Source organism: Streptomyces griseus subsp. griseus (genome assembly GCF_000720255.1).
In the GTDB taxonomy this organism is placed as follows: Bacteria; Actinomycetota; Actinomycetes; order Streptomycetales; family Streptomycetaceae; genus Streptomyces; species Streptomyces griseus_I.
In genome coordinates this window covers 23,060-38,643 of sequence record NZ_JOJE01000053.1, presented here as the reverse complement: position 1 = coordinate 38,643, position 15,584 = coordinate 23,060, and the positions used below count along the sequence as shown (strand labels likewise).

General features: G+C 74.3%; 13 protein-coding genes and 1 pseudogene. 2 read left to right on the top strand and 12 right to left on the bottom strand.

Translation table 11 applies throughout. The features are described from left to right. A pseudogene (locus IG99_RS51540) lies at window positions 1-991 on the top strand (hypothetical protein); the annotation flags it as partial. A gap of 352 nt (window positions 992-1,343) precedes the next feature. Here IG99_RS51540 and IG99_RS39310 read toward each other — a convergent pair. From IG99_RS39310 to IG99_RS39260, 12 genes are all read right to left on the bottom strand, one after another. After that, window positions 1,344-1,907 carry a phage tail protein gene (locus IG99_RS39310; protein WP_037682992.1) on the bottom strand — a complete coding sequence of 188 codons (564 nt, stop codon included), beginning with the start codon at window positions 1,905-1,907 and terminating at the stop codon, window positions 1,344-1,346. Then, window positions 1,904-3,865 (bottom strand): putative baseplate assembly protein, encoded by a 1,962-nt coding sequence (locus IG99_RS39305; protein ID WP_037682990.1) that lies wholly within the window; start codon window positions 3,863-3,865, stop codon window positions 1,904-1,906. The genes IG99_RS39310 and IG99_RS39305 overlap by 4 nt, the downstream gene beginning before the upstream one ends. After that, window positions 3,865-4,287: a GPW/gp25 family protein gene (locus IG99_RS39300; protein ID WP_037682988.1), complete on the bottom strand. Its 423-nt coding sequence runs from the start codon at window positions 4,285-4,287 to the stop codon at window positions 3,865-3,867. The genes IG99_RS39305 and IG99_RS39300 overlap by 1 nt, the downstream gene beginning before the upstream one ends. Continuing rightward, complete coding sequence (locus IG99_RS39295) at window positions 4,287-4,604, bottom strand: PAAR domain-containing protein (RefSeq protein ID WP_037682985.1); 318 nt, start codon at window positions 4,602-4,604, stop codon at window positions 4,287-4,289. The genes IG99_RS39300 and IG99_RS39295 overlap by 1 nt, the downstream gene beginning before the upstream one ends. A gap of 57 nt (window positions 4,605-4,661) precedes the next feature. Then, complete coding sequence (locus tag IG99_RS39290) at window positions 4,662-6,485, bottom strand: VgrG-related protein (protein WP_037682984.1); 1,824 nt, start codon at window positions 6,483-6,485, stop codon at window positions 4,662-4,664. Then, window positions 6,482-7,204 carry a CIS tube protein gene (locus IG99_RS39285; protein WP_037682982.1) on the bottom strand — a complete coding sequence of 241 codons (723 nt, stop codon included), beginning with the start codon at window positions 7,202-7,204 and terminating at the stop codon, window positions 6,482-6,484. The genes IG99_RS39290 and IG99_RS39285 overlap by 4 nt, the downstream gene beginning before the upstream one ends. Before the next feature lie 45 nt (window positions 7,205-7,249). Then, on the bottom strand, window positions 7,250-7,675 hold the full coding sequence (locus IG99_RS39280) for a phage tail protein (protein ID WP_037682980.1): 426 nt from the start codon (window positions 7,673-7,675) through the stop codon (window positions 7,250-7,252). Window positions 7,676-7,751: 76 nt separating this feature from the next. Next, complete coding sequence (locus IG99_RS49250; protein ID WP_158973331.1) at window positions 7,752-8,615, bottom strand: hypothetical protein; 864 nt, start codon at window positions 8,613-8,615, stop codon at window positions 7,752-7,754. A 2,272-nt stretch (window positions 8,616-10,887) separates the two neighbouring features. Next, window positions 10,888-11,046 (bottom strand): DUF6760 family protein, encoded by a 159-nt coding sequence (locus tag IG99_RS49860; protein ID WP_199815708.1) that lies wholly within the window; start codon window positions 11,044-11,046, stop codon window positions 10,888-10,890. Beyond that, the gene (locus IG99_RS39270; RefSeq protein WP_037682977.1) at window positions 11,043-11,537 is read right to left on the bottom strand and encodes a zinc-ribbon domain-containing protein; all 495 of its coding nucleotides are present in this window, start codon (window positions 11,535-11,537) and stop codon (window positions 11,043-11,045) included. Before IG99_RS39270 ends, IG99_RS49860 begins: the two co-directional genes overlap by 4 nt. Then, a complete protein-coding gene (locus tag IG99_RS39265) occupies window positions 11,534-11,974 on the bottom strand; it encodes a phage tail protein (protein WP_037682974.1) in 441 nt (146 codons plus the stop codon). The genes IG99_RS39270 and IG99_RS39265 overlap by 4 nt, the downstream gene beginning before the upstream one ends. Window positions 11,975-12,024: 50 nt before the next feature. Further along, window positions 12,025-13,584: a phage tail sheath family protein gene (locus IG99_RS39260; protein WP_037682972.1), complete on the bottom strand. Its 1,560-nt coding sequence runs from the start codon at window positions 13,582-13,584 to the stop codon at window positions 12,025-12,027. Window positions 13,585-13,831: 247 nt separating this feature from the next. Between IG99_RS39260 and IG99_RS50950 the strand changes: the two genes are divergently transcribed. Further along, entirely contained in the window at window positions 13,832-15,562 is a 1,731-nt protein-coding gene (locus IG99_RS50950) for an eCIS core domain-containing protein (RefSeq protein WP_051866495.1), read from the top strand. The last annotated feature ends 22 nt before the right edge of the window (window positions 15,563-15,584 follow it).

The following is a 15,584-nucleotide window of genomic DNA, read 5'->3' as shown; positions in this document are numbered from 1 at the left end:
GGTGGGGCGTGGGTGGGTGGGGCGTGGGTGGGTGGGGCGTGGGTTGCGGGTGTGGCCGACGGTTGCGGGGGGCGTGGCCCGGGGCCGGGTGCGGCTGGTCCGGGTGCGGCTGGCCCGGGTACGGCTGGCCCGGGTGCGGCTGGTCCGGGTGCGGCTGGTCCGGGTACGGCTGGCCCGGGTACGGCTGGCCCGGGTGCGGCTGGCCCGGGTGCGGCTGGCCCGGGTACGGCTGGCCCGGGTACGGCTGGCCCGGGTACGGCTGGCCCGGGCGCGGCTGGCCCGGGTACGGCTGGCCCGGGTACGGCTGGCCCGGGCGCGGCTGGCCCGGGTACGGCGGACCCTGACGTGGCGGACCCTGACGTGGCGGACCCTGACGTGGAAGGCCTGGGCGACGTCGCGGACCCGGGTGCCGCAGTGGGGGGTGCCTCGGTGGCGCGGGGTGTTCCGTCGGTGCGGGCGGTCTCGCTGCCGCGGGGCGTTCTGTCGGCCCGTGGTGTTCCGCCGGCGCGGGTGCCCTGGGTGTCGCGTCGGTGCCGGGGGTCTCGCTGCCCGGCCGTACTCCGCCGGCGCGAGGAGTCCCACCGGCATGGGTGCCCTCACTGCCGCGGGGTGTCGCGTCGGTGCCGGGGGTCTCGCTGCCCGGCCATGCTCCGCCGGCGCGAGGAGTCCCACCGGCAGGGGAGGCCTCGCCACCGCGCCGCGCTCCATCGACACGGGGAGCCTCGCCACCCCGGGATTCCTCATCCTCACGAGGTGCTCCCGCGGCACGGGTGCCCTCGCCACCTCGCGCGGCCTCACCCCCACGACGTGCTCCTGCACGGGAGGCCTCGCCGCTCCAGGGGGTCTCGCCTCCGCGAGCTGCTTCGTCGCCCCACAGGGGCTCGTCGGAGGCGGGTGTGGGCGGCGCGACGGCGTCGTGGGCGTCGGGTCGGGGCGGGGGGCTCGTGTGCGGGGCCCGGGCGGCGGTCCCGGGGGCCTCGTCGGGGCGTGATTCGGCGGTGTTCCTCGCACTCGCCGGCCCCGCTTCGCCGCGGCGGCGGCGCGTCAGTCGGTGGAGTGGTGACGAGGTGCGGCCGGGTGCGCCGGATGTGGGCTCGTCCGCCGGGGCCGAGTTGGGCGGGACGGAATCCGCCGGTTCCGGTGTCTCGGGTACGGGGTTCGCCGGTTCCGGTGCCGCAGGGGAGGAATCCGCCGGTTCCGGCGTCTCAGGGGTGGGGGCCGCGGGAGCCGCGGGCTGCGAGGCCGTGCCGGTGTCCGACCAGCCCAGGTACGCGCCGCAGTTGCCGCAGAAGTCGTCGGTGGAGCCGTTGGACGCCCCGCACGAGGGACACGCGCGCATGGCGTCACCTCCCTTCGTCGGCGGGTGGGCCGGGCAGGATCTCCACCCGGCAGACGGTGTGCACCGGGCACATGGCCCGGACGATCTCGTGGATTCGGCCCGGGTCCACGCGTGCCTCGGGGCCCGGCCACACCCTGACCAGGATCTCGGCGGACGGTTCCGGCGGCAGGTCGGCACCGGCGGTGCTCGACCACGCCGCGCCGCCGTCCCCGCTCACCTCGGCGTGCACGCCGAGCGCGAGCCGCAGGCCCTCGACCAGCCCCCGCCTGGTGCCGCGCCACCGGTGCAGCTCCACCGCGCGGACGACCGCCTCCCGGCGCGCCTCCTCGGGCCACCGCGGGTCGTCGGCGGCGCCCACCCACGACGCCAGCCAGGCCAGGAAGTCGGCCGGCGTCACCCGGGGGTCGAGGTAGGCGGGCAGGTTGTCGAGGGTCGCGAACACCGGGGCGAGGACGGTGTCGAGCCCGGCGGTGAACCGTTGCGCGAAGTCGTCGTCGGCGAACAGGGCCGGCAGTTGCTCCCCGATCGGGTACCGGCTCGGCAGGCCGGGTACCGCGGCGCGGCTCATCCCCGCACCCCCGGCTCGACGGCCGTGACGACCACCTGGTGCTGGTAGGAGAAGACCAGCGCGCCCGCGGCCACGTCGATGCGGTCCGTCGGCGCGCCGCGCCGGCCGGTGATCGGGTCGGCGGGGAAGAGGCGGATCTCCTCCACGAGCGCGTTGCCGGCGGCGCGTTGCAGCACACCGAACACGTCCCCGTACTGCACCGGCCGCCCGAACGGCCACCCGGTGCCGTCCGGACCGCCGTGCAGGGGGTTGAGATGCCTGAACAGCGCGGCGAGTGCCGCGTCGCGCACCCGGTCGGTGTCACCCGGCGCCGCCGCGAGCCGGGCCACCACGGTGACGCCCTGGTAGACCGGAGGCTCCACCACCAGGCGGGTGCCGATCAGGCGCCGCTCGTCGAGGCTCCTGGTGATCGCCTCCAGCACCTGGTCGGAGGGGATCAGCTGCTCGAAGCGGAGCCGGTCGTCGCCCTCGTCGGCCACCGCGTCCGGCACCACCAGGACCCGTACCGCGCCCGCCCCCTCGGCCGCGGGCAGGCAGCGGACCCGGCGTGCCGAGGGTGCCGCCTGGCGGCTGATGATCTCGTAGTCCTCCGCGGTCACCGCGCGCTCCTGCATCCGCAGCGCGTCCGGCGCCCGCAACTTGGCGTTCTCGACGGTCTCCCCGGCGACACCGCCGCGCGCCGCCTCCCGGTTGGTGACCCGGGCGACGTACGGAACGGAGCTGCGCAGCACGGAGATCGCGCCGCGGGCGACGTTGCCGGCCGGGCCGCCGCCGGTGCGGTAGCGGGCCACCCGCACCTGGGCGCCCTTGGCCGGCACGGCGCCGCACTGCCGCAGCGTGCCGTCCGGCTCGCGCAGCACCGGGGGGAAGCCGAACTCGCCGGTGGTGGCGTCCACGCGGACGTGCCGGTCGGCGGGCCCGGAGCGGCCGAAGTGCTCGACCACGTCCCAGCGTTGCCACCCCTCGGGCGAGGACACCTCGACCACGGGGGGTTCGCCGTCGAGGAGGACGGGCGGGCGGCCGATCCGAAACGTCTGTCCCGCGACGCCCTCCGAGGTGCCGAGCGGCACATCGGTCACGGTCTCGGCGTGCTCGACGTCCATGGTGCCGCCCACGGTGAACACCGCCGCCTCGCGCACCGTCGGGGACTCCGAGTAGAACGGCTGACCCGGCTCCGCCTCGGTGACGCGGCAGCGCAGCCAGCCGGCCCGGGTCCCGCCGATCACCGACGCGGTGTGGGTGGCGGGTACGTACACGATGACCTCGCCGGGGCGGTTCAGTCCGCCGGTGGTGTCCGGGCCGGTCTCGCACGTCCGCCAGCCGCCGCCGTCCCACGCCTCCCACACCAGCGGGGGCTGCCGCGGGTCCACGCCGACGCCCTCCACGCGGCTGTCCAGGCGCACCGCGACGACGCAGCGCGGCACCGCCGTCGGCAGCCCGAACAGCAGCGCGTCCCCCGGCTCCGGCGACGCCTGGAAGCAGGGGATGTCGCGGCCCTCGGCGAGCGTCCCGGTCCGGTCGGTCTGCTCACCGGACCGGTGCGCCGTCACCAGACGGGTCAACTCGCTCGGCACGATGCGCAGTTCGTCCGTGGTGGTGAAGACCACCGACGCGTCCGTCTCACCGCGCGCGGTGGTCACCTCGGTGCCCGCGGGCAGCGCCACCGTGTCGGGCTGCGGTGCCGACAGCCAGAAGTCGACCTCGGCCACCGCCGCCGCCGGCGGGAACAGGCGGATGCCCAACAGGTCCAGGAACGCGGTGTAGTTCTTGTCCGGGACCCGGTTCAGCCGGTACAGCAACTGGTCCACGAGGTAGGCGAACGTCTCGATCAGGGTGACGCCCGGGTCGGAGACGTTGTGATCGGTCCACTCCGGGGCGCGCTGCTGCACGTACCGCTTCGCCTCGTCGACGAGTTGCTGGAACCGCCGGTCGTCCAGGTTCGGGGAGGGCAGGGCCATCAGTCGGCGACCATTTCCTCGGCCCCCTCCTCGGAGGGGATCGTGTAGAAGGGGAAGACCAGGTTGCGCCGGTCGTTGGTGGAACGCACCGTGTAGTGCACGTCGATGTAGAGCGTGCCGTCCTCGACGGAGTCGAAGGCGACCACCACGTCGTCCACCGCGACGCGCGGCTCCCACCGCTCCAGGGCCTCGCGCACCTGCTGCGCGACGCGTCCCGCGGTGGCGCCGTCGCCGGGGGCGAACACGTAGTCGTGGATGCCGCAGCCGAACTCGGGGCGCATGGGGCGTTCGCCGGGCGCGGTGCCGAGCACCAGGCGGATCGCCTCCTCGATCTCCCGGTCCTTCTCCACCATGGCGATCCCGCCGGTCGGCCCCACCCGCATCGGGAACGCCCAGCCACGCCCGATGAACCGCTCGCTCATCACACGCCCCCGATCAGGACGTTGGGGGCGCCGGTCAGGATCATCGCGCCACACGCGCTCTGGTCGCGTGCCCGCGCGGCCGGCAGCCCGCCGATGAGGACCGCGCCTGCGACGGCCGCGGCCGGGTTGGGCATGATCACGTTGGCGGGCCCCGTGGCCGCGTGCGGTGGCATCGGGCAGACATGCAGGCTGCCCACGACGGCGGCGGGGCGGCCGCCGATCAGCACGGTCGCCACGGCCCGGGCGGCCGCGGGCGGCGGGGTGGCGATCCGGCCACCGTGGTTGGTGGGGTCACCGGTACGGGCTGCGGCCGGCATGCGGCGCTCCTTACGGCAGTAGGGACAGTGGGGGCGCTGGGGGCAGTGGGGACCGGGTCAGTTGATCCGGATGAGCTTGGCCTTGAGGACGCCCAGCAGACCGCCGTCGACGGTGACGTCCGAGCTGCCGGTGACGCTCACCGAACGGCCGCCGATCTTCACCCCGACCCGGCCCTGGATGTCCACGTTCCGGCCCGACACGCTCACGTCGCCCCGTCCCGCGTCCAGGGTGATGCCGTTCTTGTCGAGCAGGACGGAGGTGAGGGGTTGCCGGCCCCTGGCGTACACCGTCAGCTCGATCCGGTCCCGCCGGTCGTCCAGGAACACTTCGAGGCGCTCGTCGCCGGTCGTCAGCCGTACCCCCGAGCGGCCCGGAGCCCGCGCGTCCAGCAGCTCCATCCGGTGTCCCGAACGCGACACGATGGAGCGGCGGTTCACCTTCCCGGTGGTCCGGTCGATCAGCGGGACGTCGTGCGGCGACGGCTTGTCGACGCCGTTGTAGAGCCCTCCGATGACGTACGGGCTGTCCAGCAGGCCCTGTTCGAAGCCCACCAGCACCTCGTCGTTGACCTCGGGGCTCACCACACCACCGCCACCCCTGCCGCCCCACTGCACGGTGCGCACCCAGTCGGTGGTGTACGTGTCGTCCAGCCAGGGGAACTTCAGCCGCACCGCGCCGCTCTCGGCGCCGCCCGGCTCGCGCACGTCCGTCACCACGCCGATCGCCAGGCCCGGCATGCGCGGCCCGCGGCTCGGCGCGTTGGCGCCCGTCACCAGACCCGTCAGGGAGCGGTCGGGACTTGCGCTGACCCACACCGTCGTCCGGTACCCGCCGTGCGGTTCGAGGACGTGCTGCACCGCCGTAGCCGTGTACTTGCCCGAGAACGCCTGCCCGACATTGCCGAGCGCCACCGGCTTGCCCGCCCGCAGCATGGGGTTTCCCTCGGCCACCGCCTCCAGCTCCCCGAAGCCCGCGCTGACGTGGGCGGCCGTCGCGTCGGCGACCGCCGTCGTCTCGGCCTGGGTGCGGTAGGGGGTGTCGGTGACCGTCAGTTTCGCGGACGTGCCGAACCGGGCGGCGAACGCCGGGCTCAGGCCCGGCACCACCGTGTCACTGTCCACCGACGGCTGCCGGGCCACCAGCGGCCGCTTCGTGGTGACGTCCCAGCCGCGCACCTCCACCTGCGACGCGCCGTCCGCGGCCGACAGGGAGGCCCGCAGCGCCAGCAGGTTCCGCCCGTACTCCAGCACCATCGGGTTCCGGGTGGCCGAGGTCGACGGCGCGGGCGCCCCGGACGCCTTCTTCGGCCGGGTGAACTGGAGCAGCCCCTTGTCGTCGACGCGCACCTGCGCGCCGCTCTCGGCCGCCAGGTACTGCAGGAAGTCCCAGTCGGACACGTTCGCCTGGGAGAGCTGCTGGTAGGTGACCGGCGCGGCCTCCACGGTCCCGCAGGCAAGCCCGGCCCCGGCGGCGACCTTGCGGACGATCGCCGCCGCCGTCATGTTCCGGTACGCCACGACCTTCCGGCCCCGCTGGAGGCGGTGCGCCTTGGAGTAGGCGCGTACGACGGTGAACGAGCCCGTGCGGTCCCGGTCCACCTCCAGGGCCGTCACCTCACCGTCGAACAGGCGCTCGCGGGCTTGCCCGGACACCGTCACCACCGACACCCGCAGCGGGGTGCCGATGGTGACGCCGACCGCCCTCAGGAACTCGTGGTCGGGGTCGCGGAAGGTGAGTACGGCCGCGTCCGGCAGGCCCACGTTCTCGTCCACCACGCAGCTCACCAGCTGGGCGGCCCAGACGGGCGGCAGTTCGGCGGGCGTCTCGATGATCGGGTCCGCCGCGAACGACCGGCCGCCCCGTTCCCCGGGTGTGGTCACCGCTCCTCCTCACCGCCCGCGTCCCGCAGCCCCGGCACCACCAGTTCGGTGCCGGGTACGAGCGCCATCGGGTCGTCGATTCCGTTCGCCTCCGCGATGACCCGCCAGGCCGTCGCGTCGCCGTACTCCCGCCAGGCCAGCAGGGCCAGGCTGTCGCCCGCCACCACGGTGTGCGTGCTGCGGGCGGTGCGTGCCCCGGACGTCGGGTTCTGGCCCGGCGGGTCGACGCTCGCCTCCTCGATCGACAGCGCGCAGGTGGCCCGTAGCGGCTTGCCGTCCACGTCGAACAGCGTGTACGTCACCGACAGGCTGGAGAGCACGCCGTCGAACGAGGTCGTCCGCGCGGTGCCCCATTCGAACCGCACCCAGGGGCTGGCCGGCTTCTTGCGGCCCAGGCTGGCCGGGGTCGGCACGCATGCCCTCATCAGCTTCTCCACGGCCTGCTCCACGGAGTTGTCGTGGGTGGCGGTGGCGTCCAGGAACACCTCCAGGCTCAGCTCGCGCGGGCCGCTGCCGACGAACTCGGGCAGCGCCGACTGCCCCGCCATCCGGGACGGGGAGCGCCGCCACTCGGTGGTCTTGCGCAGTTGCAGGGTGGAGGGGTTGAACTGCAGGTCGAGCCGCGCGATCGTGCCGCCGGGCTTCGCACCGACCGAGGCGGGGGGTTCCTTCAGGGTCAACTGGGCCCTGGCCCGGCTGGAGCGGACCGCTGGGGACATGCCGGGACTTCCTTTCCGGGACGGGTGATTGGGGCCGATAGCGGGTCAGGACGGGCGCAGGCCCTCGTGGGCGATCTCCAGGGTTTCCACCGCCGGCTCCGAGCTGGCGGGGTCGAAGGACGGGCCCTGCCAGCGCACCGGAACGATCCCGAACACCTGCCAGCCGATGATCCGGGTGAGGTCCGGTTTCAGCGCCACGATCTCGCCGTCCTTGGGCTCCACCCGCTTCAGCGTCTCGTCGAGCCAGCGGCCGATCTTCGCCGTGTCGGCGGTGACCGGCCGCGTGAGCGTGATGTTGGACCACGTCACACGCCCGGGCAGCTGCCAGGTGAAGCCGTTGTTGCCGCCCTCGGCGTAGCTCTCCATCTCGACCTCGGCGCCCATGCCGGAGCAGGTGTGGAAGGCGCCCAGGTCGTTGCCGCCGATCGCGAGCCGGAAGAACACGCTCGTCGCGAAGATGCTGTCCGTCATTCGTCCGTCATTTCGTTTGGCCTCATCCGTTCCGTGGCCTCATTGGTTCCGTGGGCCCGCACGACGTTCGGTGGCATCAGCGGCGCCCGTCATGGGGGCGGCCCGTGCGCTCGCGGCCGCGCCGCAGCTCGGTGCGCAGCAGCCGGGCCACCGGGTCGAGCAGGCGGCGCGCCAGGTCGTCCAGATCGAGACCGGGATCCTGGGGTGGCTCCGCGCGCCGGTCGGCGGCCTTGCCGGAGACGGACGACGTGGTGGACGCGGAGGCCGTGGCGGACGCGGAGGTCGTGGCGGACGCGGAGGCCGAGCGCGGGCGGCCGCGCGCCGGTACCGCCTTGGCCGGTACACCCTTGGGTACGGCGTCACCGGCGCCGGAGACATTGCGCTGGACCGGGGTCGCCCGCCGGACCACGGGGACGGGCCCCACCGATGCCGATGCCGATATCGGTGCCGGTGCCGGTGACGACGTGGCAGACGGACTGTGCGTGAGCGGCGGCGCCTGCGGGGCGGTCACCGGCAGGGACCTCGCCGGTACGGCGGCGCCGGGGCCGAGCGCCGACGGCGTCGGCCGGACGACCGGGACGCGTCGAACGGGGGTCGAGGCGCCGGTGCTTCCCCCACCCGAGTCCTGCGGTCCGGGGCGGACGGCCGCGGCCCGCTGGATCCGCGGAGTCACCGGGACGGCCGAGGATCTGCCCGGCGTCGGCCGCACGGGCTCACCGGCGGGCTGCGCGGAGTTGCCCCGGGGGGTGGGAGGCGCGGCGAAGTGGGAGGTGGTCGGCTGTGCCGGTGCGGTCCGGGCGGCAACCGGTGTGCCGGGCCAGCGCGCCGCCACCACGGGACGGTCTCCGGAGCGGGAGGCGGCGGGAGGCGCCACCCCTTCCGGGGCACGGGTGTTCAGGGTGAGCGGGCGCGCCGCGAGCAGCGAGAGGGTACGGGGCACCGCCGGAGCGGAGTGCGCTGCGGAGCGGGTCACTGTGAGAGGGAGAGGGCCGACCGCGCCGGAAAGCCGGGTGCCCGAGGCGCCCGACGTGCCCGACGTGCCCGACGTACCCGACGTACCCGACGTACCCGACGTGCCCTCGGCCACGCTCCGGGCCACGACGACCGGGCCCGGCGCGGCGGAACCTCGCGACCGCTGCCCACCGGAACCAGACCCACCTCGTCGCGCCTCTCCTACGGCGTCCGACGTGCCCTCGGCCACGCTCCGGGCCACGACGACCGGGCCCGGCGCGGCGGAACCTCGCGGCCGCTGCCCGCCGGTACCCGACGCACCGGACGCCGTGCCGGGTCGTCGCGCGTCTGCTTCGGCGCCCGCGATGCCTGCCGGCGGTGCCGGTGCCGGACCCGGGGACGCGGTGGCCGGGGACGGTGTCACCAGTGGCGTGGCGGGGCCGATTCCTTGGCGTGCGGGGTCGACCTCCGTCGTGCTCCCGCTGGAGGAGTCGGCTGTGAGGCGGCGCTGCACCTCGCCCGCCCCCAGCAGCGGCGCGTCCGCTCCGCTTCCTTCCGTCACGCGGGACGCGGCCTCGGTGGTCGTCCGTTCGCGACTCGTCGCAGGTGGCGCCGGAACGACTCCGGATCCCCGGTCCTGTCGTACCGCGGCACGCCGGACGTCCGGGCCGGACGCCGTGGCACCCGGCAGGTCGGCGCTCGGCGGCAGCGCGGACAGCGGAGCCCCCAAACCGCCACGCGCGCGTGCCCCGGTACGGACGGGGGGACGTTGCGGGGCGTCGGCCGTGCCTTCCGGGCTGCTCTGGAGGACAGGGAGCGCCGGGCCGGGCTCGGGGTGCGGGACAGGAGCGCCCTGCGCCGACGGTGCTGCCGTGGAGGGCAGTTCGGTCAGCGGGGCACCGAGGGGTGCGCGGCTGACCGAGCGCTTGGACGCGCTCGGTGAAGGGGTGGTGGAGGGGCTTCCGGGTGCGTCAGGGACCGTGCCGTCGCCGGGAGAAGGGGTGGTGGGCCGCAGGGCAGGGACGCGCCGCACGGGTCCGGCCGGGCGCCGGGCGACGGTCAGGGAGTGCCCGACCGGGCGGAGCCGGACCTCTGGAGGGGACACGGAGGCACGGAACGCCTCCGACGGGCCGCCTCCCCGGGCGGGCTGTATCCCCTTCGTGCCCTCAGCGGCGCGTCGGACGGGCGGACCGGAAGGGGTACGGCCCGCAGAGCCTGCGGTCGATCGGGAGGCGCCACCGGAGTCGGGCGCGGGGCCGCCGGAAGCGGGTCGGGCCACGGCACCTTGGGCGGCTGCGCCCGGGACCACCGACACACGTCGTACCAGCGGAATTCCCGGGGCGGCCGGAGGGCGGCCGGTGTCGTCGGGGGCCACGACCGGCCCGGAGCCCGGTTCCGGGGCCCGTTGCACCGAGGGAGGTGAAGGGGAGAGCACGGCGGGGGAATCCGCGGACGTGATGCCCCGAGCCCGCGGAGCCTCGCCCGAACGACCCTGCCCCGCAGCGCTGTTGTCGCCGGCACCGGTCGCCATGGGCTCCGCCCCGGGGCCCGTGTTCGCCGGTCCCCCACCGCCGGAGCCGCTACGGGACGGCCGTACGGCGGAGGGCACCGAGCCGGAGGACACCGAGCCGGACGCGACCGTGTCAGAGGAGACCGTGTCGGACGAGACCGACCCGGACAAGACCGACCCGGACGCAGCCGGAGCGGCCTGCGCAGGCCCGGATGACCGTGCCCCCGGACGCGTCCGACGCGAGACCTGGGGTGGCCGGGCATCCGACGTCCCGGCGTCCGGAGTACCGTCCCGCGCCCCGTCCGCCCTGTCCGCGCCGCCAATTCCCTCCGGCCGAAGCGCCCGCAGCAGCAGCGGCCCTCCGTCGGCGTGAGTGGGCCGCGGTGCGGCGGGGGTGCGCGTGACGCCGCTTACCAGGCCGGTCGGGGCCGTGGGGAGCAGGGCGTGGCCGAGGCCGGAGTCGAACGACGGGTTCTGCCAGGCGGCGAGGCCCGCCCGGAAGGCGAGGCCGTCACTGACGCCGAGCGGGGCACGGGAGACGGTGAGCTCCGGCGTCGTGGTCCGGCGCCAGCCGCCGTCCCAGTCCGCGGGCACGGCGGGACCCGGGGCGCCGGGCGCGGACGGCGACGGAGCGCCGGGCACGCCACGGTCCGGGCTGCCGCGGTCCGGGCCGCCACCGTTCGGGCCGTCACCGGACGGACCGCCCGGCGCGGCGGCCCGGCGGCGCAGCCTGTCCCGCCATGCCATGTGCTCAACCGCCTTCGTTCACGCGAGTGTTGATGCGGGCGATCTCGGTCACCCACTGCCGGCGTTCGCCGTGGGTCAGGTCGAGGATCTCCTCGCGTGGCCAGTGGAAGTGATAGGCGATGTACGCGATCTCCTCCCGGAGCCGGGGAAGGGCGTACGTCACGATTCCCCCAGGCGCCCACCCGAGAGGTCGACCTCGAAGCCGCCCTCGCAGTGCGGGCAGGTCACCGCCGCGCGGGTGTGGCCCTCACTGTTGACGCGGCGGTAGAAGTCCTGGAGGAAGGCGACGTCGGTGGCGTACATCCGTTCCACGACCCCGGCGTGCACGTCGGTGATGTTGCCGATCCGGGTGATCACCTGGCTCAGCAGCACCACGCTCAGGTACGCCGGGTTCTCCTTGACCCGCAGGTCGATCTGGGGCCGCAGCTCGTCGCGAGCGGTGGCCAGGCGCATCGCGCCGTGGCGGTGCACCGTGCCCGCCTCGTCGACGTAGCCGCGCGGCAGTTCGAACTCGAACTCGGTGCGCAGCCCGTGTTCCTCCCGCGGCGGCGGGGCGGCGGCGGGGAGTGCCGCCGCCGGCTCGGCCGCCTGGGCGGGCGCTGTCACCTGGAGGATCTCCTCCAGGTTGCCCGCCGTCACCGTACGGCGCCTCATTCGACGATGATCTCCTCGAACACGATCGTGACGGACTCGGTGGCCGCGGACGACTCGCCCGCCTTCAGGGCCGGGCCCTCCCACTTGGAGGCCCAGCCCTGCATCAGCTGGATGCGGCGGACCGTGGTGCCCTCGGAGTCCTTGATCTCGATGGTGAGGTTCTGCCGCGCGGTGTTCACGGCGCCGTTGTTCAGCGTCTCCTTGATCCAGTTGGTGAACTCGCTGCTCTGGTCGAGTCCCCGGGTGATCGTGATCTCGCCGGCCTGCCGGCCGCCGGGCTGCTTGCGGATGATCTGCTTGCCCTCGGCGCTGACCTGCTTGACCTCGACGACATCCTCCTCGACGGTCAGCCCGCTGATCTCCTGGATCGACTCGACCAGGTAGCCGCCGAGCTGAACGCCGAAGACGTGGGTGGAAAGAGCATCGCCCGTTGCCATGACTGTCTGTCACCTTTCCTTGCGGAGCCGGTGTTCCCGCGGACCCGGGATCACTCGTCGATGAGGCTGGTGCTGTCGGAGAACTGGGCCAGCCGGAACACCACGAACTCCGCGGGCTTGACCGGCGAGACGCCGATCTCGCAGACGACGCGGCCCTGGTCGATGGACTCCTGCGGGTTGTTGTCGCGGTCGCACTTCACGTAGAACGCCTCTTCGGCGGTGCGGCCGAACAGCGCGCCCCGGCGCCACTCCTCGGTGAGGAACGCCGTGACGTTGCGCCGGATGCTCGACCAGAGCCGGTCGTCGTTCGGCTCGAAGACCACCCACTGGGTGCCCAGCAGGATCGACTCCTCGAGGTAGTTGAACAGGCGGCGCACGTTCAGGTAGCGCCAGGCCGGGTCGGAGGAGAGGGTGCGGGCGCCCCACACCCGGATGCCCCGGCCGGGGAAGGCCCGTACGCAGTTCACGCCGATCGGGTTCAGCAGGTCCTGCTCGCCCTTGCTGAGCCGGAGCTCCAGGTCCACCGCGCCGCGGATCACCTCGTTCGCGGGCGCCTTGTGCACGCCGCGCTCGGCGTCGCTGCGCGCCCACACACCGGCGATGTGACCGCTCGGCGGGACGGTGGTGTTGCGCCCGGCGGCCGGGTCGAAGACGCGCACCCACGGGTAGTAGAGGGCGGCGTAGCGGGAGTCGTAGCCCGCCTCGTCGTTGCGCCAGGTGCGCACCTGCTGGGCGTTGAGGCCCGGCGGGGTGTCCAGGACGGCCACCCGGTCGCCCATCTGCTCGCAGTGCGAGATCACGGCGAGCTGCACCGTCCGCACGCCCTCGGCGTCGATGTCGCCGCGCTGGTAGGCGCTCATCAGGTCCGGCACCGCGACCATGGTGATCTCGTCGATGGTCTCCAGACCGCCGAATCCGGTGCGCGCCCCGGCGTCGCCGACGTACTCGGCCGGGTCGAGACGGGACACCTCGCCGGAACCCGGCGTGGCGGGCGCGGCCGGGGCGTCGGCCAGCGTCACGGTCTGGTTGGCGGGGCGGCTCTGACTGGCGCCCTGCTGCTCGGTGACCTCGATCAGCTTGGAGGCGCGGGCCTGGCTGACCAGGTAACCCTTGACGTTCTTGCGGGTGGACGCCTCGTACGTCTCCGCCACCTGGCCGCCCTGTCGGACCAGGACCTTGAAGCGGTCCTCCGGCGGGTTCTCGCCGTCCGCGTCGGCGATCTCCACCGACACGCCGGAGCCGCCGGGCCGGGCCGCGATCAGGAAGCCGCCCAGCTCCACCGGCTGCACCGCCTTGGCGCTCTGCCCCCGGTCGCCGCCGGCCGCAGGGGCGGAGGCGTCCTCGGCGGAGCCGCCGATCCGCACCACGTACGCGGCGCCGCCGCCGTTGGAGAAGTACCCGTAGACCGCGTGGGCCAGGTACGTGCCCTCGGTGAAGCCGCCGAACTGCCGGGTGTACTGGTCCCAGCTGGTGACGAGCGTCGGCGTGTGGAACGGGCCGGTCTCGGCGAACCCGACGAACGCGGCGACGGCGGTGCCGACCCCTTCGATCGGTCGGGCACCGGACTGCACCTCCTCCACGTACACGCCCGGGGTGAGGTACGTCGGCATGCTCGCTCCTTCGGGTCCTTGCTGGTCAGTCACCTGTGTCCAGGCCGAGTCTGCGCGGCGCTCGCGCCGGGCGGCAGAGCCGCGGGGACCTGGACGGGGGCAAGGCCGCTGCCTCCCGGACTCCCCACGGGCGGTCCGGGCGTCACCCGCCTCTGCCCTCCCGCTGCCCCCGTGGGCCTGGACGGCCCGTCGCTCCGCCCGTTCCACTGGTGGCCGCAGCAGGGGTGCGCCGACGAGGAGGCAGCAGATGCGGACGTCCAGGGCGCACGGCGAGCAGGCCGAACAGGGCCAGGTCCGGCAGTCGGCGCGCGGACCGGCCGCCGGCCGACGGGAGACGGCCGCAGGCGGCGCCGCCGTGCCGCCGCCACTCACCGCCGACGCGCTCCGTGCGGCGCAGCGCGGCGCGGGCAACGCCGCGGTGACCGGCATGATCGCCCGCCGCGCGCGCACCACGCCCGCCCCGGAGCAGCAGGCGGACACCGGGGTGCGCGAGGTCCTGCGCTCGGCCGGCAAACCGCTCGCGGCGCCGGTGCGCCAGGAGATGGAGTCCCGGTTCGGGACCGACTTCTCCGACGTACGGCTGCACACCGGTGCCGCCGCCGCCCGCTCGGCCCGCTCCATCGGGGCGCGCGCCTACACCTCCGGCAGCCATGTCGTGGTCGGCGACGGCGGCGGCGACAAGCACACCCTCGCCCACGAGCTCACCCATGTCGTCCAGCAGCGCAACGGTCCGGTGTCGGGCAGGGACACCGGGCACGGGTTCGCGATGTCGGATCCGGGTGACCGCTTCGAGCGGGCCGCCGAGGCCAACGCGCACAAGGTCATGTCGGGACCGGCGCCGGACGTGCAGCGCAAGCCGGCGGACGGGCCGGACAGCGCGGCGGGGGCGGCGGAGTACGCGGGTGCGGACACGGTGCAGCGGGCCAGCACCACCGTGCTGGAGAACGCGGTGGTGACGCACTACCAGCCCAGCAAGGCCGGCGCCCCGCTCGCACAGAACCTGTCCGTCCAGCGTCCCCGGACGGTGACCGGTCCCATCACCCCGACCGGCACGGCCGGCCGGGCGCAGGCGCCGAACCCGGTCGCGGTCAAGAGGCTCTACGCGGCCTACCGGAGCCAGATCGGCACGCGCGGGGCCCCCTCCGAGGCCCTGGTGTGGAAGGACCTGTTCGGCGGCGCGGGTTACGACCGCGGCCACGTCATGGGGCTGGAGGTGGGCGGCAGCGACGTCACCGAGAACATCGTCCCCCAGTGGTCGTTGAACCAGGGCACCGGCGTGTGGCGCCGGATGGAGCAGGAGATGGTGGCGACGGGCGCGGGAAACCTTCGCTTCGAGGTGAGCTACGACACGGCGAACGGCAACCACCGACGGGTGATGGTTCCGAACCGGATCGACATCTATCTCAACAACGCCCCCAGCAGGACCTGGGAGAACGAACCGGACATCAATGACCTGATGAGGGCCGGCCGGGACCCGAGCGACCTGGCGGAGTACTACACGGCGGTGAAGGACGGGCTGAACGGTCAGGCGACGCTGACCGAGGACCAGATGCAGGCGTTCGCCCTGGCGGCGCTGGCCGGAGACCGGGCCACCTTCCTCGCGTACCAGGACTACGAGAACAGCAGCGCCCAGGGCCAGGCCCCCGCCGCCGGTACCAGCACCGCCGGCACCCATGCGCAGGGCATGACCCGCTCGGACATCCCCAAGGAGCGCCGGGACAAGCTGATCGCCTCGTACATCGCCACGGGGTGGGTGACCAAGAACGGCGCCGGTCCCACCACCACTTACACGCTGCACGACGTCCCGGCTCCGGTATACGACAGCGACACGGATTCCAGCAGCGAGTCCGACGTGGCGATGTCCGACGGCTCCCAGTCGCAGTCGCAGTCGCCGGGGCAGCCGTTCGCCACCCTCCAGTTCGACTCGCAGGGCAGCGGCTCCGATTCGGACTACGACCCGATGGCCATCGACCACTGACCGCTGTCGCCGGGCGACCCGG

Bases quoted from the DNA above. Each gene is read 5' to 3' on its own strand.
- IG99_RS39310 (WP_037682992.1), bottom strand. From the start codon at position 1,907: ATGAGCCGCGCCGCGGTACCCGGCCTGCCGAGCCGGTACCCGATCGGG.
- IG99_RS39305 (WP_037682990.1), bottom strand. From the start codon at position 3,865: ATGGCCCTGCCCTCCCCGAACCTGGACGACCGGCGGTTCCAGCAACTC.
- IG99_RS39300 (WP_037682988.1), bottom strand. From the start codon at position 4,287: ATGAGCGAGCGGTTCATCGGGCGTGGCTGGGCGTTCCCGATGCGGGTG.
- IG99_RS39295 (WP_037682985.1), bottom strand. From the start codon at position 4,604: ATGCCGGCCGCAGCCCGTACCGGTGACCCCACCAACCACGGTGGCCGG.
- IG99_RS39285 (WP_037682982.1), bottom strand. From the start codon at position 7,204: ATGTCCCCAGCGGTCCGCTCCAGCCGGGCCAGGGCCCAGTTGACCCTG.
- IG99_RS39280 (WP_037682980.1), bottom strand. From the start codon at position 7,675: ATGACGGACAGCATCTTCGCGACGAGCGTGTTCTTCCGGCTCGCGATC.
- IG99_RS39270 (WP_037682977.1), bottom strand. From the start codon at position 11,537: ATGAGGCGCCGTACGGTGACGGCGGGCAACCTGGAGGAGATCCTCCAG.
- IG99_RS39265 (WP_037682974.1), bottom strand. From the start codon at position 11,974: ATGGCAACGGGCGATGCTCTTTCCACCCACGTCTTCGGCGTTCAGCTC.
- IG99_RS39260 (WP_037682972.1), bottom strand. From the start codon at position 13,584: ATGCCGACGTACCTCACCCCGGGCGTGTACGTGGAGGAGGTGCAGTCC.
- IG99_RS50950 (WP_051866495.1), top strand. From the start codon at position 13,832: ATGCGGACGTCCAGGGCGCACGGCGAGCAGGCCGAACAGGGCCAGGTC.